The sequence below is a fragment of the Catenibacillus scindens genome (assembly GCF_014202115.1).
Lineage (GTDB): Bacteria > Bacillota > Clostridia > Lachnospirales > Lachnospiraceae > Catenibacillus > Catenibacillus scindens.
This window is the reverse complement of the sequence record NZ_JACHFW010000004.1, coordinates 54,722-81,604: the sequence shown is the minus strand read 5'-3', so window position 1 is coordinate 81,604 and position 26,883 is coordinate 54,722. Positions and strand designations below refer to the sequence as shown.

The window sequence follows — 26,883 nt, the reverse complement described above, 5'->3', positions numbered from 1 at the left end:
TTTTATATATAATAATAAAAAATAGAGACGATGGCCATTGAAAACACGTAAGGAGGAGGATTTTTTATGACCAGCCCAAAGAAAGTTCCTTTAAAAGAAGGGGCTCAAAAAAGAAGCTACTATAAATATTATCTCAGAGAGATGACACCCATCCCGGAGGAAAAACAGGAATTTTTGAAAAATCCCAAAGGGAAAGCTGAGGACGCATTAAAAATTGAAGACCGGAATAAACTTTTTGATCCAGGGTATCTTTCTGATGAAAAAGGCTATTTTATGTTGGAAAATGGTACAGGCGTTGTGAGCAACAATACATTTTTTAAAGACTGCAAAGGCAGTATGCTCCAATGGTGGTTTGCATGGCATGGACTTGATCCTTTAAGATATGCCATATGGGATCCATATGATCATTATGATCTGGAAATTAACGATGAAGCCCGCCAGAAGATGCTTGATCCCAATGTTTCTATTGCAGATAAATGCTACGATGTGGATCATCTTGTGACAGAATCTCTTGTTATGGGTACAGAGCCTATGAAACTGCTGATTCAGTTTAAAAATCCTAAATATATGGGCTATGATACCACAAAGATTTTTACAGACGCATGCTCATTTTTAGTATGCTCCAATGTACTGATTCTTCTGGAAGACGGCACCAAAATCCCTGTAGTCATGACCCACATGGCCAGAGATGTGGAGGGCGGATGTGAACTCAGATCCCGATTCTGGATGGGATATCAAATTTTTGACGGAGAGGCGAAAAAAATGATTCCGGATACAATGGTGTTCCCGGAAGAGGTAGTGGCACAGCTTCTTGGCCACAACTTTGCGGAATTTACCAACCTGGCGGCAATTCTGCCGTCCGTTTACGCGGAAGAAAAAGATAACTGGGCGTAAAAATACTTTTGACGCTTGTATCATAAACATTAAAAGGATGCAGAAACATGCTTTTAACGAGCATGTCTGCATCCTTTTTTCAAGGGGAGGATAAGTACTCAAAATTTTTTTCTTGTGTTCTTTGGGTACTTTTGAATGAATTGGAGGGGGAATCCAATGATCCCTGAATATCCCGCATATCAGATATTTCAGGGACATTAGTATTATGTCCGCATCCATGGATCTTATACGGATTTTTTTTGTAACAGTTCGGCTATCAGGGATAGGCGGGATGACTCCGGTCGGCAAAGCTGTTGACGTTTTGTGGAAAAAAGTATTATAATAAACCGACATGCTGCGGAATGAGCCGCAGTATTGCAGATGTTTAGGACACAGCAGAAACAGTGAGGAAAACAATGAGTGAATTATTTACGATGAACAGCAGTTTATATGAGATTTTAAATAATGAAAGAGTTAATAAAAAACTCCACTATCTTTTCAGTCCGTTGTACTATGAGAATATACGTCCTTTTTTCCAAAAACTTAAATTGAAACACATGATCCGTCTGGTGAAGACATCCTGGGGCCGGCCCTTTCCTGCCGAGGGGCTGTTGCGGTGCGCCAACCTTATTATTTCACGGAGAGAGGCTGGGGAACTGGTCAGCATTCCGGTGTGGAAAGATCTGGAGGGGGAGGCGGCACAAGCGGCGGAAGATGTTGTGTTGATTCCTTTCTTATTAAAAGATAAAACAAAAGCCCCCTGTGTCATTATATGTGCGGGGGGCGGTTACACCCGTGTGGCCAGCCACAGAGAAGGCATCCCTGTGGCTGAAGAACTGAATCGAAGAGGCTATCAGGCATTTCTTCTTAATTATAGAGTTTATCCTCATCTTTACCCTCAGGGGGAACAGGACCTTGTCCGTGCCATTCGTTTTGTCCGAGCCAATCACCAAAAACTTGGCGTTGACCCGGAAAATGTGATGATCATGGGATTTTCCGCCGGGGGACATTTATGCGCCTGCGTTGGTGCCTTGTATGATCATATTGAGGATCAGACCCACCGTTATGACGGGATTAGTGCCCGGCCGGACAAAATCTGTCTCTCCTACCCGGTGATCAGTTTTCTGGAGGACAGCCATGAGGGAAGCTGCATCCATCATCTGGGAGAAAATGTGCCGGAGGAACGGCGCCGGACGTTGTCGGCAGAAATGCTCACATCCAAGGACTATCCCAAGACATTTCTGTGGGCCTGCCAGGACGATGATGTTGTCCCTGTTTCCAATGCTGTGCGGATGGCTGACAGCCTGAAAAATAAAACGGCAGACCATAAGCTTTGTCTGTATCCTACGGGAGGACACGGTGTCGGACTGGGAGAGGGGACGAGTGCTGCCGTCTGGCTGGATGATATGGAAAAGTTTTTCTGATCCAACCGACAATCTGCTCTGCGTGATCACATCCAGCCGGCAGCGATGGACGCCCACAAAACAGTCATAAGTCCGGAAATGACAATGGCCAGTCCACTCATAGCACCCTCCACTTCCCCCAGTTCAATGGCTTTGGATGTTCCAACCGCGTGGGAGGAAGTGCCGATGGCCAGACCCTTGGCTACCGGGTTGGTAATGTGGAACAGGCGGCAGATTCCTACAGCGGCGATGCCGCCGAAAATTCCTGTGAGCATAATGGCAGCGATGGTGATAGCAGTCAGACCGCCCATCTCCTGGGAGAGACCAATACCAATGGCGGTTGTCACCGATTTTGGAAGCAGGGACGTATAGATCTGGTGATCAAAGCCGAAAATCATGGAGAAAATAAATACCATGACAACCGATGAAAAACTGCCGCATAACACACTGATAATAATCGCAGCCACGTTTTTCTTCAGCACCTCGATCTGGCGGTAGAGGGGAACCGCATAGCAGATCGTCGCCGGTGTGAGGAGAACGCTTAACAGGCTGGCGCCGGTCTCATAAGTCTCATAATCAATATTAAAAACAAGCAAAATGACAATGATAACAATACTGGCTACAAGGATGGGATTTAAGACAGGTACTTTTGTCTTCTGGGAAATTTTGCAGGAAATCCAGTACATTAAAAGTGTCAGAGCCAGACCAAAATAGGAGGACGTCTGTAAAAGTTCATTCATGGTCTTTTCCCCCTTTCTCTGTCTTTTCTTCATTTTCCTCGTAAACACCTTCAGATTCAAGGATGGGAACTTCCGCAGCCTCCATCTCGTCTAAAGCCTCTTCGGAAATTTTTCGGGAGGTGTTTTTTTTCATAATAAGCTGGGCCAGGGTACCGGTCAGTCCCATAACTCCAACAGTAGATAAAATGCAGGTGATCACAAGTCCAACAACATTGCTTTTAAGGACGCCCCAGTAATTCATTAAATTGACTGTGGACGGCACAAATAAAATCGGCATGATGGCCAGGAAAAAATCTGCGGCCTGTTCCACCTGACTTAGTTTTATGATTTTTAAACATAAGGCTGCAAATAAAAGGACGAGGCCGTAAATACTGGCGGGAACCGGCAGAGGCAAAAGCAGGTTCAGCAATTCGCCGATGGCGGTGATTACGCCGATGATCGTAAATTGGAATAAATATTTCATGTTAAGACTCCCTTTTATCCTGCCATGAGAAGCAGGACTCTGAAAATAGTTTCCCTCTAATTACAAAATCATATTATATAACTCATAGAAATAAAATGTAAATAGATACCCGAACAAATAATTGTATTTTTTTTGTACATCACTGGCAGACGTATGCCAGAGGGATGATGTGGAAAGGGAGGTTATATGCAGATTGTAATTGCGGGAGGGGGATTCGCCGGGTGCGCTGCCGCCCTGCAGGCTGCACGGATGGGTGCGAAAGTGATCCTGGCGGAACGAACGGATATGCTGTGTGGAACCGGGGCCGTTGGGGGAATCATGTATAATAACGGCCGCTATACTGCCGCCGGGGAGATGACCGCCATGGGCGGAGGACAGCTTTTTTTCATCATTGATCAGAATATCCGTCACAGAAATGTGGAATTTTTCGGACAGGCCCATGCCAGTTTATTTGATGTGGCAAAGACCGGCGCGGAAATTGAGCGGACCCTCCGGCGGGCGGGAGTGGATATCCGTTTAAAGACCCGGATCATTTCCGTTCATCATCTTTGGAAGAATGAGGGGAAGCAGCGTCTGATGGCAGTAAAAGACCAATACGGCGCTGTAATCGAGGGGGACGCCTTTATTGACGCCACGGGTACCGGGGGACCGCCGTCAAAGTGCCGGGGATACGGCAGAGGGTGCGTGTGCTGTATTCTCCGCTGCCCGGTATTTGGCGGGAGGGTCAGTCTGTGCGATCTGTGCGGCATTGAAGAATTTTCTGCCAAAAGTCAGGGGAAAGAAGGGGCCATCAGCGGTTCCTGTTCACTGATGAAAGATTCCCTGGCTCCACAAATTGTAAAGTCGCTGGATGAGCAGGGGGTAGCTATCATTGATATTCCAAAAGATCTTATAGAAGACCATCTGGCTCTTAAAGCATGCCGCCAGTATGCTCTTCCGGAGTATGCCACACACATCGTACTGCTGGATACAGGACATGCCAAGATGATGGCACCCTGGTTTCCTCTGGAAAAACTGAGAAAAATACCGGGCCTTGAATGGGCCCGGTATGAAGATCCCTATGCCGGCGGCGAAGGCAATTCGGTCCGCCTTACCGCCTCTGTTTTAAGAGAAGATACCCTTCTTGTCAGGGGAATGGAAAATTTGTTTTGTGCCGGAGAAAAAACCGGAAATTTTGTAGGCCACACAGAGGCCATTGTCACAGGTGTCCTTGCGGGGTACAACGCTGTGCGCAAAGCCATGGGAAAATCTTTGTGGGCCTATCCCCAGCAGACTGCCTGCGGCGACGCTATCCGATGGATCGGGCAGCAGATGGAGACTGAGGCCGGACGCCGGGAGAAATATACTTTTTCCGGTTCTGTTTTGTTTGACCGGATGAAAGAAAAAGGTTTATATACAACAGACATGGGGCAAATCCGCCAGCGGGTAGGAATGGCCGGCGGTGAAAATATTTTTGCTCTTATGCCCTGACCGGTTTTGAAAGCTTCTTTTTACAGAAGAAAAATGCCGGTATAAGAAAAATGTCGGCGCATAGCCAGGCCAGGGGATGGGCCATGCATATTCCAGTAAATCCAAGCCATGAGACCAGACAAAGGCCGGCGAAAGTTCTGGCGGCCATCTCCATAACCCCAGCGGTGATGGCCAGCCCTGAAAATCCCATGCCCTGAATGGTAAAGCGTACTGTATTGACTAAAGTCAGCAGGCAGTATCCTCCGCAGGAAAACATGAGGAACTGATAAGAATAATCCAGGATCACAGGATCAGAGCTGTCCAGAAAGATCAGCGACAGGCTCCGGCCTGTAATGGCCACAATGACCAGAAGTATGCCGGAAACCACAAAGCCGGATAAGCTGGAGGCTAAAAGACCGCGGCCCACCCGTTTCAAATCCCCGGCACCGCAGTTTTGTCCGCTGTATGGAGCCATAGTCTGGCCGAGAGCTTCCACCGGACAGGAGATAAAAGAGTTAAGCCGCTGGGCTGCCGTAACGCCGGCGACAACAGCGGTTCCCAGGCTGTTGACTGCAGCCTGGATTACCAGTGTGCCGATGGCGGTAACAGAATACTGGAGGCCCATGGGGATACCCATTTTACATAGGATCTTTACGTGATGGCTTCTCATGCGCCAATCATCTTTGGACATTTTTAGTATGGTAAATTTCTTTCTCATGTAGAGGAGACAGACAAAGCCGGAGATGGCCTGGGAGATCACTGTGGCCAGGGCCGGGCCTTCCACGTTCATGCTAAAAAGCCAGATAAAGGCAATGTCCAGGACAATATTGATGAGGGACGCCAGGGCGAGAAAGATGACCGGCGTGCGGCTGTCACCCAGGGAGCGAATGATAGCCGCTACAATATTGTATAAAAATGTAAAAGGAATGCCCAGGAAAATGATCAGTATATAAATGTAGGCATACTCAAAAATATCTTCCGGAGTGTTCATGATCTCAAGGATTTTTCGGCAGCACAGAGCCGTGACAACTGTAAGGATCAGAGAAAAAATAACGCACAGCCATGCGCTGCTGGCGACAAATCGGCGCAGATCTTCTTCATTGCGGGCGCCGAACATCTGTGCCACAGGGATTGCAAAACCACTGCAGACACCGGTACAAAAGCCGATGACCATAAAGTTTAAGGATGATGTGGACCCTACGCCGGCCAGAGGCCCTACGCCGAGAAACTGACCCACAATAATGGTATCCACCATACTGTAAAATTGCTGAAATAAAATTCCCAGAAACATGGGGATGGCAAAGCTGATGATCAGCTTTAAGGGAGAACCCTTTGTCATATCTTTAATCATATCTCACACCTCTTACTTATTCCATCAGGTAACGAGCCAAATTTGCCCCATAAAATGTCCGCAGCGGGGACAGGGCATTGTACGGCTCACCTTCGCATAAATGAAAGAGTATCACAGATCAGTGGGCGTGTCTACCATTAATTTCCGGTGAGATAATAAAGATAACCCGCCGGTGTGTGTACCCAGCCGCATGGCAAAATAGTGACAAAAAATATTTTTTGTTGATGTCGAATATTGTCTTTCGGCGTTGAAAGTAGTATGATAAAATTAATGTGCGCAGCATACAGAAATTACAAAATTTTTCATGACTTTTCAGCCATGCGGCTGGTTTAATAAAAATACCGCGCAAGATTACTTGCAGAGGATTTTTTACAAAATCAGACATATGGCGCCAAGCCCAATCGAGGATTCAGCCGCGTAAGCGGCGGGGCTTTTAAGATGTATGGTTGAATCGTTATAATGATGTTGGGGTCAAAAGGTCTTTTGACCCCATGATGCCACGGATTTCTCCGCGCTTTGCGCTCTCGAAATCCTAAAAACATTCGAAATCGCTCATTTTTCTTCGAAAAATGGCTGCTTTCTCATGTTTTTCGGGTCTCAAAGTCATGCTTTTTCATGCAAGCATGAAACGCATGACCTTTTGACCCTGGCATCTTATAATTTTTATAGATAAAGAGGCATGTGAAATGAGAGAAAATCCAAAGAGAGTGTCAAAAAACAATCAGGGGCTTGTAAGGCCATATCTTCAAAATCCAACTTTACGTTTGATTATTATGGCGGTGGTCATTGTGGTGGTGCTGGCCATTATTTTGTCCACTGTTTTTCGAAGAAGAACGCCCCAGGTAAGTACGGAGGCCGGGGTAGCTTATATCCATCAGCTTGAGGCGGCGGACGTGGCGCCGGTAGAGCAGCAGATTAAAGATATCCGACAGGAAGAACGGCGCAAAGCGTTGGAGAACGGTGAGCTGGACGTCTGGCAGCAGTTTGGCGACGCGGTGATCTTTGGAGATTCCAGAGCAATGGGCTTTTCTGTTTTTGGCTTCGTGGAAGACCGGAGAGTTTTGGCTGATTCTGGCGGAACATTGAAAAACATTCCGGATCATATCGAACAGCTTCAAAACGTTAATCCATCCATTGTTTTTTTCTGCTTTGGATTAAACGATATCAGCATCGGGTATTGGAACACGGTGGAGGAGTATATCACCGAGCTGGATTCTATGATTGACCTGGTAAAGACAAGTGTTCCGGGTGTGGAGGTTTATGTAAATTCTACTATTCCTGCCACAGATCCGGCCTTTGAGAAATCTGAAAAGTGGCGTGAAATTCCGGATTGGAACGCGGCGATTAAGGCCCACTGTGAGGAAAACGGCATCCACTATATTGACATTTCGGCCACAGTGGAAGAACATAAGGATCTCTATGATGTGGATGGAATACATATGCAGAAAGCCTTCTATGAATACTGGGCTATTGATATGATCGCGGAGGTAAATAATGACGATGAACAAGAAACTACAGCTGAGTAATGGAATGTCCATTTTTGGTCCTGTAAGGATCGGGATGGTTGTTGTGTTGCTGGTTTTTATCATATCTTTGCAGATGGGCGACAGAGTCAGCGCGGCGGCTATTGAAGATGTGGAGGCCGCTGTGACCAGCTCCATCACTATGGATTCAGTGGAAAAAAGTACGGATCGTATGTTTAAAAAGTTTTACGGCCTTAATGCCAGTGATTATGAAAGCGTTGTTCTCTACGCACCTGTGACCAATATGGACGCGGAAGAACTGCTGATTGTCAAACTGGCGGACACTTCCCAGGCAGAAGCTGTGCAAGCTGCCATTACCAACCGTCTGGATACCCAGAAGAATACCTTTGAGGGCTATGCCCCGGAACAGTATGACCTGCTGGATAATCATCACATTATTGATGTGCGGGGCAATTACATTCTCTATGTTGTCCATGCAAATGCCAGCGCGGCTGATCAGGCTTTTCGGGACAGCCTTTAAGTACGGGGCCTGCCGCCCGTCCTGCGGCAGAATTAGTAGAAAGAGATGGAAAGGGTTTAAAAATTATGATTTTCAGCAGTGTATTCTTCCTGTTTGTGTTTTTTCCAATTGCATTGCTTTTATATTTTATAGTTCCGTGGAAACTGAAAAATTTTGTCCTCCTGCTCATCAGTCTTGTTTATTTCGCCTGGGGGGAGCCAATCTACATTGTTCTGATGCTGTTCAGTGTCTGCTTTAACTATTTGAGCGGCCTGGAACTGGATTATTACCGGAAGGTAAAAGATCAGCGATGGCTTCGGATCTGTTTCTGGTTTACCATAATTGTCAATCTTGGAATGCTGGGATTTTTTAAATACTATGGCTTTTTGTTGGATAATCTTAACGCGATCCTGCCTGTGGACATCCCTTATAAGACGCTGGCCCTGCCTGTGGGTATTTCTTTTTATACCTTCTCGGCCCTCTCTTATATTATTGACGTCTATAAAGGCACTGTGCCGGCCCAGAGAAATTTTATTTCCTTTGGCGTTTATCTGACGATGTTCCCAAGACTTTTGGCCGGCCCTATTGTCCGCTATAAAGATATTTTTGAACAGTTGACTGTGCGCCGCCATACATGGTACAAATTCGGACAGGGCGTGACCTTATTTATCCGCGGCCTTGGAAAAAAGGTGCTTTTGGCGGACAATATCAGCGCTGCCTTTAATGCCATCGCTGCCATTCCCGGAGATGAGCGGTCTGTGCTGACTGCCTGGGTGGGGGCCCTGGCTTATACTATGCAGATTTATTTCGATTTCAGCGGCTATTCCGATATGGCTATTGGCCTTGGAAAGATGTTTGGGTTTGAATTTGGCAAGAACTTTGATTATCCATATATTTCAAAAAGTGTAACTGAGTTCTGGCGCCGGTGGCATATTTCACTTGGATCATGGTTCAGAGATTATGTCTATATCCCTCTGGGTGGAAACAGAGTCGCAGTGGGACGGCATGTGGCCAATATTCTTATTGTGTGGATGCTGACCGGCCTGTGGCACGGCTCCGCTTGGAATTTTATTATATGGGGGCTTTATTACGGCCTTCTGCTTTTGCTGGAAAAGTATTTTCTGGCAAAATATCTGGAGAAACTGCCGGGAATTGTCCAGAAGATATATGCCTTTATTTTTGCCGTCTTTGGCTGGGTGTTATTTTCCGCAACGTCACTTTCCGGTGCCTTTACCTTCCTTGGAAATATGTTTGGGATCGGCGGCCATGGACTTGTGGATAGCACAGGACTTTATTATCTGGGCGCCAATCTGATTCTTTTGGTCATCTGCTTTTTCTGTTCCACGCCTTTTGTGTGGAAGCATTACAGCAGGATTGCATTGAAGAAAGGTGCGTGGCGTTCTGTGGCGGCGGCAGGAATTTATACGGCAATTATCGTCCTTTCCCTGGCTTATCTTGTTAATGCTACATATAGCCCATTTTTGTATTTCCAGTTTTAACAAAGGAGATTTTATATGGAAAAAACAGCGATGACGCCTGAGGAACGGCGCCGGAAAAAGAAAAAAATCCTCCGGGAACGCCGGGGAAAAGTTTATATAAAAGTGACCTGTGTATTTCTCTTTTTTATTGTGGTGATTTTTGTGGCCAATCTGATCTCCGGGGATAAGTCCTTTTCTGAGTCGGAAAACCGTGTTCTCGCTCAGAAACCGGAATTTTCTCTGTCAAGTCTGATCAGTGGAGATTTCATGTCCGATATGGAAGATTATGTGGCGGATCAGTTTGTCCTGAGAGATCAGTGGATCAGCCTGAAGCTGTTTGAGGACATGGCTCTTGGAAAAAGGGAGTCCAACGGCGTGTACATTGGCAAGCAGGATACCCTTCTTGAAATTCCCGATGAACCAAACACTCAGTCGCTGGAAAATAATCTGAATGCCATTCGGGAGTTTTCACAGAGGCATGTGGATATCAATACGGTCATGACTTTGGTGCCAAATGCAGCCTACATCTGCGATCAGCTTCGGCCAAATAATGCGCCGGTGAGGGATCAGTCTCAGGATATTGCCAACGCGCGGGCTGTTGTGGGGGATTCTCTGAATTTTGTGGATCTTGTGGATACGATGTCCTCACATAAGACCGAGTATATTTACTATAAGACAGACCACCACTGGACAAGTCTGGGAGCAAAGTATGCTTTTGACACCCTCTGCCCGGCTCTGGGGATTACCGATCCGGTGATCGAGTATGACGTTTATCCTGTAAGCACCACTTTTTCCGGAACTCTCGCCTCAAAGAGCGGTTACCATAAAGCGGAAGATACTATTGAGATTTATGTGGCCAAAGACGTGAATACAGACTGCGTAGTCAACTATATTGACGAGCAGAGGAAGACGGCTTCCATTTATGACAGTACCGCCCTTGACCAGAAAGATCATTATGAAGTATTTTTCGGCGGCAATTTTTCCCGTGTGGATATTTCCACACCCAATGAACAGAACAAAAATTTGCTGTTGCTGAAGGATTCCTACGCCAACTGCTTTGTCCAGTTTTTACTGCCGTATTACAGAAATATTATCATGGTGGATCCCCGCTATTACTACGATGACCTTGACTTGCTTATTGAGAGTAACGGGATCACAGATATACTTTTCCTCTACAATGTCAATACTTTTATGACAGATACGTCCCTGGCGGCAGCCCTTGAGGCGGCGCCTCAGGATGAAAATGCTTCGGATGGGACGCAGTCTCAGCCTGCTGCGGAGGGCGAAAGTCAGTCCTCTGACAGCGGGCAGACAAATTCCGCCGGGGATGAAAGCGGAAGCGCCGAATCCGGAACTGAAAGCGGTGAGGGGCAATCTGAAAGCAGCGGTGCTGAATCTGACACAAGTGAGGTACAGTCTGAGACTGGCGCGTGATGAACATTATTTTTATTTTATGGGTTGACATCTGCTGGAAGTGTATGTTACATTAAACGTGTCAAAATTGAAGAAGAACTTTGAGGACTGACGGATAATTGTGGGTTACCACAGTGGATTCAAAGTTTTGTAGAGCCGACCGTCTGGGCAGCATCGGAATTTTCCAGTGCTGCTCTTTTTTATTGTGAAAGCCAGTCTCAAAGAGAGACAGGCGGGAGTGCGTCAGCACCGGAGCCATACGTGGCTTTCATCCGGAGAGATTCCGGTTGCAGTCAACGCCTGGAATAGGTGTTGACTGCGAAAGATAAAGAGGGCAAAAGCTACATTGGAAAAGAGACGGTGCTTTTTTTAAAGCTGGGAGGAATTCAAAATGATGGAAAAAGCATGGGAAAATTTTAAAGAAGGCGTATGGATGGACGAGATTAATGTCCGGGATTTTATTCAGAAAAATTATACGCCCTACGAAGGCGATGAAAGTTTCCTCGCCAAAGCCACTGACCGTACCAACCGCCTGATGAAAAAGTTAAACAATCTTCTTATGATCGAACAGCAGATGGGCGGCGTGTTTGACGTAGATACAGACACGATCATGTCCTTAGTTACATACAAGCCGGGATACCTGGACAAAGATGAGGAGATCATCGTCGGCCTTCAGACCGATAAGCCGTTAAAAAGAGGCGTCAATCCTTTCGGCGGTATGCGTATGACCAGAGAGGCATGCAAAGCCTACGGCTATGAATTATCAGAAAAAGTTGAAAAAGAATTTACTTTCCGTACAACTCACAACGACGGTGTATTCAGAGCTTACACTGATGAGATCAAAGCGGCCCGCCACTGCGGTATTATCACCGGTCTGCCCGACGCTTACGGCCGGGGACGCATTATCGGAGACTACCGCCGCGTGGCATTGTACGGTGTGGACACGCTGATCCGTTTTAAGAAGGCGGATAAGGAACGCATTGGCCATGAAGTGCTGCTCCAGGACAATATCCGTCAGTTAGAGGAACTTTACCAGCAGATCCATTTCCTTGAGCTGTTAAAAGAAATGGCCAAGATGTACGGCTACGATATTTCAAGACCGGCCCAAAATGCCAGAGAGGCTGTCCAGTGGCTGTATTTTGGTTATCTTGGCGCTATCAAGGAGCAGAACGGCGCTGCCATGAGCCTTGGCCGCACAAGCACATTCCTGGATATTTATTTTGAGCGTGATCTGAAAGCCGGCATTCTCACTGAGAGCCAGGCCCAGGAAATTTTCGATGATTTTGTCATGAAGCTGCGTATGGCCCGCCATTTAAGAACACCGGAGTACAATGAACTCTTTGGCGGCGATCCTATGTGGATCACAGAGTCCATCGGCGGAACCGGGGAAGATGGACGTACTCTCGTGACAAAAAGTTCTTTCCGAATCCTTAATACACTCTACAACCTTGGACCAAGCGCCGAGCCAAACCTGACAGTTTTGTGGTCCGAACAGCTTCCTGAGAAGTTTAAACGTTTTGTGGCTAAAGTATCCTGTGATACTGACGCCATCCAGTACGAAAATGACGATATCATGCGTCCTAAATTCGGCGATGATTATGCTATTGCCTGCTGTGTATCCGCTATGCGGGTCGGCAAGGATATGCAGTTCTTCGGCGCCCGCGCCAACCTGGCCAAACTGCTGATGATGAGCTTAAACGGTGGAAGAGATGAAAAGAGCGGCATGCAGGTAGCTCCCGCCCATGAGCCTTATCAGGGCGAGTACCTTGAGTATGATAAGGTGCTGGAGCTGATGGATATTTACCGCCCATGGCTGGCCAAGACCTATGTCAGCGCCATGAATATTATTCATTATATGCATGACAAATATGCCTACGAAAAACTTCAGATGGCTCTCCATGACACTGATGTTCATCGCTTTATGGCTTTCGGCATCGCCGGTATGAGCGTTCTCGCCGATTCCCTGTCCGCCATTAAATATGGAAAGGTTCGGGTGATCCGGGATGAGACCGGACTGATCAAAGACTTTGAGACAACTGGTGATTTCCCGGCCTTCGGCAATGACGATGACCGTGTGGACAGCATTGCCGCCGAGCAGGTACGTCTCTTCTATGAGGAATTAAAGAAAAACCCCACGTACCGCAACGCGGAGCATACACTGTCCATCCTCACGATCACATCCAACGTTATGTATGGCAAAAAGACAGGAAACACCCCCGACGGGCGCAAAGCCGGAGAGCCTTTTGCTCCTGGGGCAAATCCCATGCACAACCGTGAGAAAAACGGAGCCCTTGCCTCCCTTAACTCAGTGGCAAAACTTTCCTACGACGTGTGCAAAGATGGTATTTCCAACACATTTTCTATTGTGCCTGGTGCCCTTGGAAAGACGGAGGAAGAGCGGCTTAGCAATCTTGTGGCCATTCTTGGCGGCTATTTTGCCCGGAAAGCTCACCATATTAATGTGAATGTCCTTAACCGTGAGACACTCATTGACGCTTATGAAAATCCTGAAAAGTACCCCAATCTGACCATCCGTGTTTCCGGCTACGCGGTAAACTTCCACAAACTGTCCAGAGAACAGCAGCGGGAAGTCATTCAGAGAACTTTCCACGAGGCGATGTAAAGTGATGGAAGATCAGGTTTACGGTTATATCCACAGCTTTCAAAGCCTTGGGGCCGTTGACGGGCCGGGGGTGCGCTATGTAATCTTTATGCAGGGCTGCCCTTTAAGGTGCGCCTACTGCCATAACCCGGATACATGGGCTATGGCGGGGGACGCGCCTGCCTGTCAGAAATGGACTCCGGAAGATGTGGTTCAGAGAGTTCTCCGATATAAAGAATACCTGAAAAATGGCGGTGTCACTGTCTCCGGCGGTGAGGCGCTCATGCAGCCGGAGTTTGTGGAAAAACTTTTTTCACTGCTGAAAGAAAATGGCATGCACACTGCCCTGGATACCTCCGGGGTGGGGGATCTTAAAGCTGCGGCCAGAGTGCTGAAATATACCGATCTTGTTTTAGCGGATCTGAAATTTTCAGACACCGGGGATTATAAAACATACTGCGGCGCTTCCATGGATCAGGTGTTGGAGTTTTTAAGGCTGACAGAGAGCATGGAAGTGCCTGTGTGGATTCGCCACGTTGTCGTCCCCGGACTTAATGACAGTGAAGGACAGATCCGGAAGATTGGTGAGATTGCAAAAAGTTTTAAAAATCTCACCAGGCTGGAAATTCTTCCTTTTCGGAAGATCTGTGTGACAAAATATGAGGAGATGGGCATTGAATTCCCATTAAAGGATTACGATGCCTGTTCTCAGGAAGAAATTGACCGGATTGAAAAAATGCTGGGGCTTGCCCCCGGCGGTTATGTCCGATAGAGAAACAAGATTCTAAAAACAATTCTGCTCATCCTATTGATTCTGATATCCCAAAAGATATAACATACATTCGCTACTTAGCAAAACTAAGTAGCGAAACTAAAGAAGTTCCTTTGATAATAACTGAAAGAGAAAACAAAATAGCAAAGCCAGTCAGAACAGTCAACGGTTACGAAGAAAACCACCAATGGTTTTGTACCGGCACGCTTCCGCTGTTTTCAACTGTTACGTTTCGTTTTAGAAAATTTATAAAATTATAATATTTTCCCTGGGAATGTACAGTTGGATTTCAGAAAAAAATCAGCTATAATAAAAGCAGTATAAAACACCATTTTGAGTGTGGAAGCAAGGAGGCTGGCGTATGGAAGACTTTGTTAAATTAGTGGATGTTACCAAAACTTATAAAATGGGAGAGATTGAGATCCACGCAGTGGACGGTATCAGCTTTAGCGTGGAGAAAGGTGAGTTTGTTGTGATCGTAGGCCCCAGCGGTGCCGGTAAGACCACAGTTTTGAATATTCTCGGAGGTATGGACCGGGCGACCAGCGGTGAGATCTGGATCGACGGGACAGATATAAGTAAGTACACCAACCGGCAGCTTACCGGCTACCGGCGGGAGGACATCGGCTTCGTTTTTCAGTTCTATAATCTGGTGCCCAATCTGACCGCTCTTGAAAATGTTGAATTGGCTCTGCAGATCTGCAAAGATCCACTGGACGCTGAGACAGTTTTAAAAGAAGTCGGTCTGGGTGACCGCCTCGGAAATTTTCCGGCGCAGCTCTCCGGCGGAGAACAGCAGCGCGTTTCTATTGCCAGGGCTCTGGCAAAAAATCCCAAACTGCTCTTATGTGACGAGCCCACTGGCGCTCTGGACTACAATACCGGAAAATCTATTTTAAAACTTCTCCAGGATATGTGCCGGCAGCGGGGAATGACTGTTCTTGTCATCACTCACAATTCAGCTATCGCCCCAATGGCAGACCGGGTGATCAAGATTAAAAATGGCAAAGTTTCAGATATGTCGCTGAATGCTTCCCCGGTATCTGTGGAAACGATAGAATGGTAGGGATGTTCCATGAAGAAGAGAAAAAATGTTTTGCGCAAAGATTTTTATATGGAGATTGCCAGAACTTTTAACCGTTTTATCTCCATTTTTCTTATTGTTGCCATGGGTGTAGCGTTTTTTTCAGGGATCAGGGCTTCAGAGCCGGATCTGCGCTATACAGCCGACGACTATTTTGATGACAGCCAGCTTATGGATATCCGCATTCAGAGTACACTGGGACTGACAGACGATGACGTGGCCGCGATAAAAGAAGTGGATGGAGTTGCCGATGCCGTAGGCAGCTATGACATCGACGTAGTCTGCTGGAGTGAGGATAACCAGAAAGTATTCAAAGTTATGGCGGACATGGAAGAGAAAAACCAGATTGACGTCCTTGAAGGCCGGATGCCTGAAAAGGCCGGGGAATGTCTCATTGATGCAGGAACTCTTGAAAACCATAATTTTGAGATCGGCGATACCATTACCTTTGAGAGTGGTGATGATTCGGATATTTTAGACACGCTGACCACCAATACATTTACTGTGGTGGGAATCGGCAGCAGCCCGGAATACATAACATTTACAAGAGGAAGCACGACCATTGGTGACGGCGAGCTGGATTCATTTGCCATTGTCACGCCGGACAGCTTTTCCTCCGAAGTCTACACAAAGGTGGATGTGTGGGTGGAAGGGGCTGCCGATGAAGTCTGTTATACTGACGGATACGATGAAAAGGTAGCCGAGGTACTTTCACGGCTGGAGGATACCGTGGCTGACGCCCGGTGCGAGGCGCGTTATAATGAGGTTTATGGCGAGGCCATGGGCGAGATCCAGGACGCTCAGGATGAACTCGACGATGCGAGAAGCCAGGCGGAAGAGGAGCTTGCTGACGCTTTGGCTACTCTGGAATCTTCGGAAGCAGAACTTGAGGAAGGGGAAAACACAGTAGCTCAGGAGCAGAAAACCCTTGAGGATGGATGGACCGAGCTTTTAGATGGAGAAGCTCAGTTAGCTTCCGGCAAAAACGAGTTAGACGCCCAGGCGTCAAGCCTGGCCTCGGCCTGGCAGCAGTATTATGATGGACTGGAACAGTACAACGCCCAGGCAGCCCAGACAGATTTTGCTGCTGCCCGTCAGGCAATCGCTGACGGAAGGGCTCAGATTGATTCCCAGGAAGCTTTGCTAAATCAACAGATCAGTGATATTTACGCTCAGGCGGAAACGGCGGCCACTCAGACGGCTACCCAGCAGGTGGAGGAAGCGTTTGCCCAGCAGACTAGTGAGATTGACGCTCAGGAATCTGCCTTAAATGAGTTAAAAGACGGTCTGGCCAAGATTAAGTCCCAATATGATCAGACTTCAGAGGCCCTCTCCCAGGTAAATGAGCAAATCGAAGCGCTTAACGCGGCCGGACAGACTGTACCTGAAGAACTCAGTGCCCAGCAGGCATCTCTTGGCGCTGCTCAGTCTCAGCTCAAACCTCAGCTTGACGCTCTTCAGGAGCAATATGATAGTCAGTACGACAGCGGTATGGCTCAGATTGCCGCTGCCCGTACTGCTCTGGAGGAAGCAAAGGCCGGGGCGTTAGATAGCGCCGTGGCTCAGGCTGTGGAAGCGGCAAGAAAACAGGTGGATGAGCAGCTTGCTCAAAATGAGGAGATTATTTCAGCCCGTCAGGCCATCAATGATGCCAGAACTCAGCTTGACAGCCAGGAACAGCAACTGAATGCCGGCGAACAGGCATTGGCTGACGCTAAGGCCCAGCTTGACGCTTCCTATAGCCAGTTGGTGTCTGCCCAGGCTCAGATTGATTCCGCTTACAGCCAGCTTGCGGATAATGAAGCGCTTCTGGCCGACAGCAGAGCCCAGCTTGAGGATGGTCAGTCCCAGCTTGAAGACGCTTTAAGCCAGCTTGAGGAAGGGCGGCAGGAGCTTGAGGATGGATGGCAGGAGTATGAGGAAGCCAAGGCCGACGCCAAGGCAGAACTGGATGACGGACAGAAGGAGATTGATGATGCCAGGGCCGATGTGGAAGAGATTGAGTACCCTCAGTGGTATGTAACTGACCGGTCTTCACTGCCAGGCAATGCGGAGTTTGGAGAAAACGCGGACCGCATCAAGGCCATCGGAGAAATCTTCCCTGTACTGTTTTTCCTTGTGGCGGCGCTGATTAGTCTGACGACCATGACCCGTATGGTTGAAGAAGAGCGGATACAGATCGGTACCCTTAAAGCACTGGGCTACAATAAGTGGTCTATCGCCAAGAAATATATTTATTATGCCCTTCTGGCAACGATAACCGGAAGTATTGTGGGCGTCCTTTTCGGTGAAAAGGTATTTCCGTATATTATTGTCAATGCCTATAAGATCGTCTATCCATATATCCCCAATACGACGATCCCCTATGATCTTTATTACGGCCTTATGGCATCCCTGGCAGCTATTATATGTATTACAGCGGCTACAGTCCTGGCCTGCTATAAAGAACTGATCGCGACGCCCGCGGCTCTGATGCGCCCGGTGCCTCCGAAACAGGGGCGGCGTATTCTTCTTGAGCGTGTGTCGCCTCTGTGGCGCCGTTTAAGCTTTACTCAGAAGTCAACACTGCGGAATCTTTTCAGATATAAGAAGCGTTTCTTTATGACAATCTTTGGAATTGGCGGCTGCATGGCCCTTATGGTCGTAGGCTTTGGCCTGAAAGATTCGATTAAGGGCATTGTGGAACTTCAATATAGTAAAATCCAGCCATATAGCGGCATGGTTATTCTGGACGAGGAGGCTTCCCAGGATGAGAAGGATCTTCTGTACAATACGCTGGATGAGACGTCCGGAGTGAACGGTTATAAAGACGTGTATATGCTGAACATGGATGTATCTTCGGCAGATGATACAGTGGAAGCCTATGTTGTTGTGCCAAAGGATCAGGAAAATCTTGACCAGTTTCTTTACTTTGATGACCGTGTCACCGGGGAGGAATATGAATTGGGGGACAGCGGAGTAATCATCAGTGAGAAAACTGCCAGTCTTCTCGGCGTTGGCGCGGGAGATACCATAACCATACAGTCGGACAATTTTACTTCCGACGAGGTGACTATTTCTGCCGTCTGTGAGAATTATGTGGGAAATTATATTTATATGACCCCGACTTTATATGAGCAGACCTTTGGCGAGGAGCCGCCCTTTAATACAGTGCTGATTCGTATTGACGGGGACAGTGAAAAGGTCCAGGATCAGATTGGCCAGATCCTTCTCGGCGAGGAGGCGGTTGTCAGCGTATCCTATATGGACAGCATCAAGGCCAGTTTAAATGATATGCTCAGTTCACTTGATATTATTATTGTTGTTCTGATCATCTCTGCGGGTATGCTTGCATTTATTGTTCTGTACAACCTGAATAATATTAATATTAACGAGCGGCGCCGTGAACTTGCCTCCATTAAAGTTCTTGGATTTTATGATCTGGAAGTAGCGGCCTATGTGTACCGGGAAAATGTTTATCTGACTTTGATCGGCATGATTTTTGGATGTATCCTTGGAAAAATACTCCATCAGTTTATCATTGTGACTGTGGAGATTGATAGCTGTATGTTCAGCCGGGTGATTTACTGGCCAAGTTATGTGTATAGTATGCTCCTGACTCTTGTTTTTAGTATACTGGTCAATGTGGCTATGTTTTATAAGCTTAGAAAAATTGATATGGTGGAATCCCTCAAGAGTGTGGAGTAAGATTTGTGTTTTTATAGTAAACGACAAATATATTTGTCGTTTACTATAAACTTCGCCTGTGTTCCGGGGCATCGCCCCGGACATATGGCATCTTTGATTTTGCAAAAAACTTCCGCCTCTGTTTTTTATCTGTATTTCTGACGAAAGTATTAAATATCTTAAAAAATCTGTTAAATCCATAAACATTATTTAAAAAAGAAAAAAGTAACAGCAATAATGTGTAATATCTAAGAAATAATTGTTAAAAATTATGTAATATTTGTCTGGATTTTTTTTAGACCATGTGCTATAATAGCTTCGTGAGTATAAAAGATTTTGAAAGGAGTCATCCATTCATGGGAAGTAAAGTTTTGCGTACCCTTAAAGCCGCAGTGGCTTTTTCTCTTGTGTTTTCTTTGAGCGTCCCTGCTTTTGCGGCAGGCAGTACTAAAGAGGAAGTTCAGCAGACACTTTCCGAGCTGCAGAGTCAGAAAGCAGCCCTGGAGAGCCGGTTGTCAGATCTTCAGGCTAATAAAGCAGACACAGAATCATATATTGCACAGCTTGATACGGAATTGACCGCAGTGTACGAGGAGATTCAGCGGATCAGTTCAGAGCTTGATCAGACCGAAGCGGATCTGGCTCAGACCCAGGAAGATCTTCAGGTTGCTAAGGATAAAGAGGCAGAGCAGTATGAAGCTTTAAAGGCACGTATCCGCGCCATGTATGAGGCTGGCGATACTTCCATGATGGAGATCTTCATGCAGGCGGAAGATATTGCTACTATTCTTAACGCCACCGAATATATTTCCAGAATTTCCGATTATGATAACGCCCTCCTGGAAGCCCTCAATGAGACTCGTCTCCAGATCGAGGCCCTTGAGGCACAGCTTGAACAGCAGAAGGCTGAGCTGGAAAATTTAAAAACCCAGCAGGAGAGCAAGCAGGAAGAACTTCAGATGGTTATGGATGCTAAGCAGGCGGAGTTAGGCGAGATCGAGGGAAGCATCGGCGATGCCTACGACGGCATCTACAGTACAGAAGCGGAGATTGCTGAAAACAAGCAGATCCTTGCGGATATTGAATATCAGGAAGAACTTCAGAGACAGGCTGAGTTGAAGAGACAGCAGGAGGAGGCTGCGAGAAAGAAAGCTGAGGAAGAAGCTTTGAAACAGCAGCAGGCCGCCGCTTCTCAGAATAACAGCCAGAATTCTTCGACATCTGCTTCTGGATCATCTTCGTCCTCCGGAAGTACAAGCACCAGTACGAGTACGGGAAGCAGCAGTACAGGAAGTACCGGCAGCAGCTCCACAGGAAGCAGCAGTTCTGCCGGAACGGCCACAGGCGGCTTCATCTGGCCATGTGCCGGAGGATACATTTCTTCCGGATTTGGCGGAAGAGTATCTCCTACGGCAGGGGCATCCTCTAACCATCAGGGTATAGATATTGCTGCGGGATCAGGGACAGCTATTTACGCCGCTGACGGAGGTGTTGTCACAACTGTATCCTACAGCGCTGCCAGAGGTAATTACGTTGTTGTCAGCCACGGTAACGGTCTGAGTACTCTGTACCAGCACTGCTCATCTGTATCTGCTTCTGTTGGACAATCTGTCAGCCAGGGGGATGTAATCGCTTATGTGGGAAGTACAGGATATTCCACAGGCCCTCATCTTCACTTTGAAGTGTGGGTGAACGGAACACCGGTAAATCCTGCAAGTTATATTTAATTATTACATAAAGTATCAGAACCGCGGGCAGATGCCCGCGGTTTTTTGTTATAAAAAACGGCCTCTCCTATGTCATAAAAAACGCTTCTCTTTAGCTTGCGCTGCGGCAGAAAGATTTTTCTTCGCGGCCGTACCTTTTTTGGGGTTTGACATAAACTAAAAGAAAAGCGGCTTTTGCCGGGGTTGGAGTTATGGAGAGAACATGGGAGTTGATCGTCAAGTATTCCGGCTCTCTGGATACTTTAAAGACATTGAATATAAAGATTGTTTATCTGCTGAATCATTACGCCATTCTTACAGTGCCGGAAAGCGTATTGGATATTGTATATGATGTGCCCCAGATCGAATATATTGAACAGCCTCAGCGGCTGTTTTTTGCCGACAGTCAGGGGGATGGGGCTTCCTGCATATCCGTGATAAAAAACGGTCCTCTTGGACTGACAGGCCGGGGCGTGATTATCGGTCTTGTGGATTCAGGTGTGGATTACACTCATCCGGATTTTATCCGGGAAGATCAGATGACACGCATTCTGTCCCTGTGGGATCAGACAGCGGAGATTCCCAGAGAAGCTGAGAGGGAGGACGTCGGTGAATTCCTTGGGCCGCCGGCTGGATATTATCGCGGAGTTCTGTATTCCGCTGCTGTGATCAATGAAGCTTTAAGGCAGACGTCTGCAGAGGAGAGAAAATGGATTGTGCCCTCGGCCGATGATTCAGGTCATGGAACAGCGGTTCTTGGCATTGCCGGGGGGAACGGGCGGCAGGGAGGAAGAGCTTATGCGGGGGTAGCCACAGAAAGCGAATTTATTGTTGTTAAGCTGGGCAATCCCCAGGCCGATGGCTTTCCAAGGACAACAGAGTTAATGGAGGGGATTAATTACATTCTCACAGAGGGCGTTCGGTTAAAACGCCCGGTTGTCATCAATGTCAGCTTTGGAAATAATTATGGCAATCATGAGGGAACCTCCCTCCTGGAGACATATATTGACGATGCTTCATCTACAGGAAAAAGTCTGATTGTTATCGGCACAGGGAATGAGGGAGCCGCTGGTGGACACACTTTTGGTCAGGCAGTGACGGGAAATATTTCAGACGTTCCCCTATCTGTCGGCGAATTTCAGCCAGGGATGATCCTTCAGCTTTGGAAAAATTTCGCGGACGTTATGGACATTGAGCTGATTGCCCCATCAGGGAGGAGTTCCGGAGTTTTTCAGGAGAAGCTGGGCCCGCTGGCTTTTTCATTGGACAGTACCGGGATCTTACTAAATTACGGCCAGCCCAGTCCTTACAGTATGTCTCAGGGTATCTATATAGAATTTGTTCCGGAGGGGAGTTATGTGGCCCCCGGCGTGTGGACTGTCCGCCTTCATCCGCTGAAAATTGTGGATGGGACTTATCAGATGTGGCTGCCGGGGGCGGCGCTTTTAAATACAGGAACGCGATTTTTATATCCGTCCCCGGAGCTGACGCTCACTATACCGTCGACGGCGTCCAGAGCCCTCTCTGTAGGCGCCTATGATCCTGGAATTACAGCTATGGCTGATTTTTCAGGACGGGGAAACACTAGCAGGTGCGCGCCTGTGGCCGGATGTCTTTTGAAACCGGATCTTGTGGCGCCTGGCGTTAATATTACTACAACCGCTGCCGGAGGAGGGTACACTTATGTAACAGGTACTTCCTTTGCCACCCCCTTTGTCACCGGGAGCGCCGCTCTCCTTATGGAGTGGGGCATTATCCGGGAAAACAGTCCCTATCTTTATGGGGATTTTCTTAAAGCAGCCCTTCTTGCCGGGGCCAAACCCATGCCCGGATATGACCGCTATCCCAATGGAGTGACTGGATATGGACGGCTCTGCCTGGCAGATTCCCTGTCCAGGCTTCAGTCCTGAAAAATATTCGTAACTATTCAGCCATGTCTCTTTAGATTCTCGCCGCTAACTCAGCATTCTCGCCGCTTACACGGCTGAATAGTTACAAATTTTCCATATTTTCCAAAGCATGAAAAAAGATGGCGGAGTTATACTTATTTTATAGCGATTTCGCCGAGGCGCTGACGAAGAAAAGGGCGGAGCATGGTTGATGATAACCTTATTGGAGGGAGGTGAGGGCGTGAATGTCACGGATTGTCGGGAAGATGAAATTTTTGAATTTCATATGAGTAATGCCCAGTTTGAAACATTTCGGCCCCAGAATGTGTGTATTTGCCTGAAACAGGGAGATTATGTCCCGGCGGATCCGGTGGTGGCTGTGGGAGATTATGTTCTGCGGGGACAAAAGATCGGGGAAAGCAGTTCTTCACGTTCCCTGCCGGTATTTGCCAGTATCAGCGGACATGTGACCCGGATTTTTCAGGAGCGGCAGAGTGTTTATGAAAATGTTACTTATGTGGTTATTCAGGCGGATTTCCCTCAGCAGACAGAGGATAGACTGGAAATGGATCATGAAAAGGATCTGATCACAGGGTTAAAGGAAATGGGGATTGCCGGTATCGACAAAACTTCATCCTGTTCAGAAAAAAATATAAAACTTTGCCTTGGCGCTTTTGACCGTGAACCTATGGTGTACGCTCAGTACCGTCTTCTTGTAGAATGTCCGGCAAAAGTCCTTTTTGGAGCCAGAGTTATGGCAAAAGCCCTGGGCTGTCAATCTATAGATATATTTGTGTGTCAGGATGAGGTGCGCTATATTCTTGAAAAAGCTATACACTGTTACAAGAAAGCCTTGCTTCCTCTGGAACGGATTTGTTTTTACGCCGCTCCGGAAGATATTTATGGAAGAAATAGGGTTTTGTACGAAAACCATTCAGACCGCCTTTGGTTTGAACCGTCCCAGCTTTGCGCTGTTTATGACAGCTTCTATGACCATTATCCAATGATCGCCCGTGGGATATCCATATCCGGGAAGGTCAAATATCCGAAAAACCTGTGGGTGCCCAACGGCGCCTATGTCCGGGATCTTGTTGACTATTGCGGCGGTTTTGACTGCAAAGACGGCGGGGAAGAGACCATGGGGATATGCTTCGGTTATCATGTTATTGAGGGGGGACCTCTTCGCGGCCATTGTGTGGATATTGAAAAAGCAGCCGTGTCTTTAACGACGGAATCCATCACCGTTCTTCCGTGGAATATGTACCGGGAAGAAGGTTGTATTGGCTGCCAGGATTGTGTCAGGGTCTGCCCGGCTGGGCTGAAACCTTTCCGCATTGAAAAAACAATGGAAAAAGGGCTGGGCCATGTTCATCTGGCTATGGCTGGGGAATGTGTGGAATGCGGATGGTGTTCTTATGTCTGTCCGTCCCACCGGCGTCTTAAAGAAAAGGTAGCGGCAGCAAAAAAAATGAGCGCCTCCCATAGCTCAAAAGAAATAAAAAAGGAAAAAAAGTCCGGGGAGGCCTTTCGGGCAGTAGCTTCGGACTATATTGATCTGGAGCCCTCTATGGCCCAGACCATGGAAAACATTGTCCCTGTCAGCCATGGCGGCCCATATTTACATGGGAATAATAATATTCACGCGCTGTGGGGTATCCGGTTCAGGGCGCTGTCTGTGGTTTTTCTCCTGTATGTTTGTGTGGCGGGCCCTCAATTGTTGGTAAAGGCTTTATGGGGCGGAGGGAGTTTTTTCATTTTATCGCTGGCTCTGTCTGGACGAAGACGTTTTGACGGTATTTCCAGTTTGTGGCCGGCAGTGGAAGAGGGGATTTTGTCATCTATGGTATTCGCTTTTATACCCTCTCTGAGATGGCCTGTTGTCTGCGGAATCATTTCTGTTATTGCTAAAAGATGGTCCGCTGTAAATCCCTATCTTGTGGGGATTGGGTTGACCACCGCAGCCTGTGCCATGACTAGACAGATGATTACAGAAAGTCCTGTGATCATCTGCGCTGGCTGGATGGCTGCCTGGGGTTATATGCTCTTTAAGAAAATCGCAGTATTTTGGACGACGCCCATGTTTTTGTTAGGGTACGCCGCTGTCCGTTGGATATCCGGCGGCCTGTGGCTTTGGTCTCCGGCAGTATTTATGGGGGCGGTCTTTTTTGCCAACGACTATAAAAACGGAGGCAAAGGTACACTTTTACAGCATATGTCCGGAGTCCTTTCCGGACTTTTTGCAGCCGCGTTATCGTTGATTTTTCCGGCGGAGGCGGGGGTTTTTTTAAGCCTGCTGGCGGCGCACATTATTGCTTGCAATTTAATGGTGTACACCATATAATAAGGTATATGTGGAGGTGTGCCCGTGGAAAAAGAACCATTTGAATCTAAAAAATCCCGGCAGATCCCTCAGGGGAGAAGCCGGATTAAAAAAATATCACAGAATCCGGAGACAGGAAGGTTTGACCCGGATCTGGTGAGCATTCTTCCGGAGACATCCTGGGAGGACCGTATGACTTGGGCCCGGACTACGGCAGCACGGGAAAAGGCAGCAGCCCTTAAAGGCGAGCGTCAGGGCGCAGAAAACGGACGTCAGGTTTCTGGAAGGAGGACATGGACCCCGGAAAAAGAGCCACAATCCCTAAAAAGGAGTGGAAGGGAGCGTACGGAAGGGACGAGACCCGTGTCCGGAAATAGTGATGGGCGCCGGCGTCAGGGCGGTTTGCCCGCAACACAAAGACGTCCGTCGGGGCCAAGATCTCACCGGAAAGGAAGATCCTTTCGCCTGGCAAAGATTATTGCCGCACTCCTGATCTTTGTGGTCATTGTGGGCTGCGTGGCGGTGATCATCACCTATTCTCAGGGGAGCAGTACAAACAGAAGAGGGCTGAGGGCTTACAATGACGGAGAATATACACAGGCGGCAGAACTTTTTGGCCAGGCTCTTGAATCGGATCCTTCCAATTCAGAATATCTTGTAAATTTGGGGATGACTTACATAGCTCTCGGTCAGTATGATGAGGCTTTGTCCTCCTTTGACACTGCCATTACCAATACAAACCAGAGCAGTATTTTACAGCTCGCGAAGCGTGGCAGCGGCATTGTATACCTGTCCTCAGGCCACTATTCCAAGGCGGCGGATCTTTTCAGGGAGGCTCTGTCTTACAGTGGGGCTTCCTATGGAGAAACAGAAATTGATATTTTATATTACCTGGCGGAAGCTTTGGAACAGGCCGGAGATTCCACAGGTGCTGTGGACTGTTATACCCAGATCATTGAATACCAGGAAGATGCCAATGCCTATATGCTCAGGGGACTGGCCTATCAGAGCGCCGGTGACAATGCCAGTGCCGAGTCGGATTTGGAGAAGGCTATCGACAGTGATAAGAGAAACTATAAAACCTATCTTGCTCTATACGAAGTTCTTACAGCTCAGGGCAAGACTGATGAAGCGGCTCAGGTTCTTAATGACGCCCTCCTTCTTGGGGGAAAAAACGGTGAGGATTATTCCAATCGGGGAATTGTCTATATGTATCAGGGCGATTATGAGGGCGCCCAGGAAGCCTTTAATACGGCCCTGGAGAAAGGCTATAACGGAGCCTATCTTGGGCTGGCCCAGTCCCTGTCCAGCCAGGGCGATTATGAGGGAGCCGCGGCCATGTATGAACAGTATCTGGCTATAGATACGTCTAACGCAGCGGCCTACAATGAATATGGCCTGTGTCTTATGGAGTTGGAGCGGTACGAGGACGCCCAGGCAGCTTTCGCTGCGGGGATTGAGAAAAACGACCGTCTGGTGGACCGTGAGCTGATGTATAATGAAGCGGTGGCTTTAGAGTATTTAAAAGACTGGGAAGGCGCCCTGGAGAAAATGCGCGCTTTCGTGGAAAAATATCCGGACGACGCTCAGGGACAGCATGAGCTGACTTTCCTGGAAAGTATGCTGTCAGACTGACCGGATCGCAGGAACCCCGTCAAAAGCAGGCGGCCGGTTGGTCACGAAAAGCAGAA

The 26,883-nt window shown here is 47.7% G+C and carries 18 protein-coding genes and 1 riboswitch; of the genes, 15 read left to right on the top strand and 3 right to left on the bottom strand.

All coding sequences use genetic code 11. The features are described 5' to 3' along the window. Window positions 1-66: 66 nt before the first annotated feature. Window positions 67-894, top strand: a complete 828-nt coding sequence (locus HNP82_RS06690) for a DAPG hydrolase family protein (RefSeq protein WP_183772763.1) — start codon at window positions 67-69, stop codon at window positions 892-894. Between the two features lie 395 nt (window positions 895-1,289). Next, window positions 1,290-2,297, top strand: a complete 1,008-nt coding sequence (locus HNP82_RS06685; RefSeq protein WP_183772762.1) for an alpha/beta hydrolase — start codon at window positions 1,290-1,292, stop codon at window positions 2,295-2,297. Between the two features lie 26 nt (window positions 2,298-2,323). On the opposite strand, the gene HNP82_RS06680 is transcribed toward HNP82_RS06685, so the two are convergent. Next, window positions 2,324-3,016, bottom strand: a complete 693-nt coding sequence (locus HNP82_RS06680) for an LrgB family protein (protein WP_183772761.1) — start codon at window positions 3,014-3,016, stop codon at window positions 2,324-2,326. Further along, on the bottom strand, window positions 3,009-3,479 hold the full coding sequence (locus HNP82_RS06675) for a CidA/LrgA family protein (RefSeq protein ID WP_183772760.1): 471 nt from the start codon (window positions 3,477-3,479) through the stop codon (window positions 3,009-3,011). Before HNP82_RS06675 ends, HNP82_RS06680 begins: the two co-directional genes overlap by 8 nt. 186 nt (window positions 3,480-3,665) lie before the next feature. Here HNP82_RS06675 and HNP82_RS06670 point away from each other — a divergent pair, with 186 nt between their 5' ends. Next, a complete protein-coding gene (locus tag HNP82_RS06670) occupies window positions 3,666-4,949 on the top strand; it encodes an FAD-dependent oxidoreductase (protein WP_183772758.1) in 1,284 nt (427 codons plus the stop codon). Here HNP82_RS06670 and HNP82_RS06665 read toward each other — a convergent pair. After that, on the bottom strand, window positions 4,939-6,279 hold the full coding sequence (locus HNP82_RS06665) for an MATE family efflux transporter (protein ID WP_183772757.1): 1,341 nt from the start codon (window positions 6,277-6,279) through the stop codon (window positions 4,939-4,941). The genes HNP82_RS06670 and HNP82_RS06665 overlap by 11 nt on opposite strands. Before the next feature lie 686 nt (window positions 6,280-6,965). Here HNP82_RS06665 and HNP82_RS06660 point away from each other — a divergent pair. The 12 genes from HNP82_RS06660 to HNP82_RS06605 all read left to right on the top strand — a co-directional run bounded on the left by HNP82_RS06660 (window position 6,966) and on the right by HNP82_RS06605 (window position 26,827). Continuing rightward, window positions 6,966-7,805, top strand: coding sequence for an SGNH/GDSL hydrolase family protein (locus HNP82_RS06660; RefSeq protein WP_183772756.1), 840 nt, complete (start codon window positions 6,966-6,968; stop codon window positions 7,803-7,805). Beyond that, window positions 7,780-8,283, top strand: coding sequence for a DUF4358 domain-containing protein (locus HNP82_RS06655; protein WP_183772755.1), 504 nt, complete (start codon window positions 7,780-7,782; stop codon window positions 8,281-8,283). Before HNP82_RS06660 ends, HNP82_RS06655 begins: the two co-directional genes overlap by 26 nt. Window positions 8,284-8,348: 65 nt before the next feature. Next, window positions 8,349-9,761 carry an MBOAT family O-acyltransferase gene (locus HNP82_RS06650; protein ID WP_183772754.1) on the top strand — a complete coding sequence of 471 codons (1,413 nt, stop codon included), beginning with the start codon at window positions 8,349-8,351 and terminating at the stop codon, window positions 9,759-9,761. Between the two features lie 15 nt (window positions 9,762-9,776). Beyond that, on the top strand, window positions 9,777-11,174 hold the full coding sequence (locus tag HNP82_RS06645; protein WP_183772752.1) for a DHHW family protein: 1,398 nt from the start codon (window positions 9,777-9,779) through the stop codon (window positions 11,172-11,174). Between the two features lie 73 nt (window positions 11,175-11,247). Continuing rightward, window positions 11,248-11,330: riboswitch (ZMP/ZTP riboswitch) on the top strand. Between the two features lie 217 nt (window positions 11,331-11,547). Beyond that, window positions 11,548-13,776: a formate C-acetyltransferase gene (gene pflB / locus HNP82_RS06640; RefSeq protein ID WP_183772945.1), complete on the top strand. Its 2,229-nt coding sequence runs from the start codon at window positions 11,548-11,550 to the stop codon at window positions 13,774-13,776. Window positions 13,777-13,780: 4 nt separating this feature from the next. Beyond that, window positions 13,781-14,527, top strand: coding sequence for a pyruvate formate-lyase-activating protein (gene pflA, locus HNP82_RS06635; protein ID WP_183772944.1), 747 nt, complete (start codon window positions 13,781-13,783; stop codon window positions 14,525-14,527). 361 nt (window positions 14,528-14,888) lie between these two features. Beyond that, window positions 14,889-15,593, top strand: coding sequence for an ABC transporter ATP-binding protein (locus HNP82_RS06630; RefSeq protein ID WP_183772751.1), 705 nt, complete (start codon window positions 14,889-14,891; stop codon window positions 15,591-15,593). Between the two features lie 9 nt (window positions 15,594-15,602). Continuing rightward, window positions 15,603-19,298, top strand: a complete 3,696-nt coding sequence (locus tag HNP82_RS06625; RefSeq protein ID WP_183772750.1) for an FtsX-like permease family protein — start codon at window positions 15,603-15,605, stop codon at window positions 19,296-19,298. 335 nt (window positions 19,299-19,633) lie between these two features. Next, window positions 19,634-21,004 (top strand): murein hydrolase activator EnvC family protein, encoded by a 1,371-nt coding sequence (locus HNP82_RS06620; RefSeq protein ID WP_183772749.1) that lies wholly within the window; start codon window positions 19,634-19,636, stop codon window positions 21,002-21,004. A gap of 191 nt (window positions 21,005-21,195) precedes the next feature. After that, entirely contained in the window at window positions 21,196-22,893 is a 1,698-nt protein-coding gene (locus HNP82_RS06615) for a S8 family peptidase (protein WP_183772748.1), read from the top strand. 220 nt (window positions 22,894-23,113) lie between these two features. After that, the gene (locus tag HNP82_RS06610; protein WP_183772747.1) at window positions 23,114-25,213 is read left to right on the top strand and encodes a 4Fe-4S dicluster domain-containing protein; all 2,100 of its coding nucleotides are present in this window, start codon (window positions 23,114-23,116) and stop codon (window positions 25,211-25,213) included. A 24-nt stretch (window positions 25,214-25,237) separates the two neighbouring features. Beyond that, window positions 25,238-26,827: a tetratricopeptide repeat protein gene (locus tag HNP82_RS06605; protein WP_183772746.1), complete on the top strand. Its 1,590-nt coding sequence runs from the start codon at window positions 25,238-25,240 to the stop codon at window positions 26,825-26,827. Window positions 26,828-26,883 lie beyond the last annotated feature (56 nt).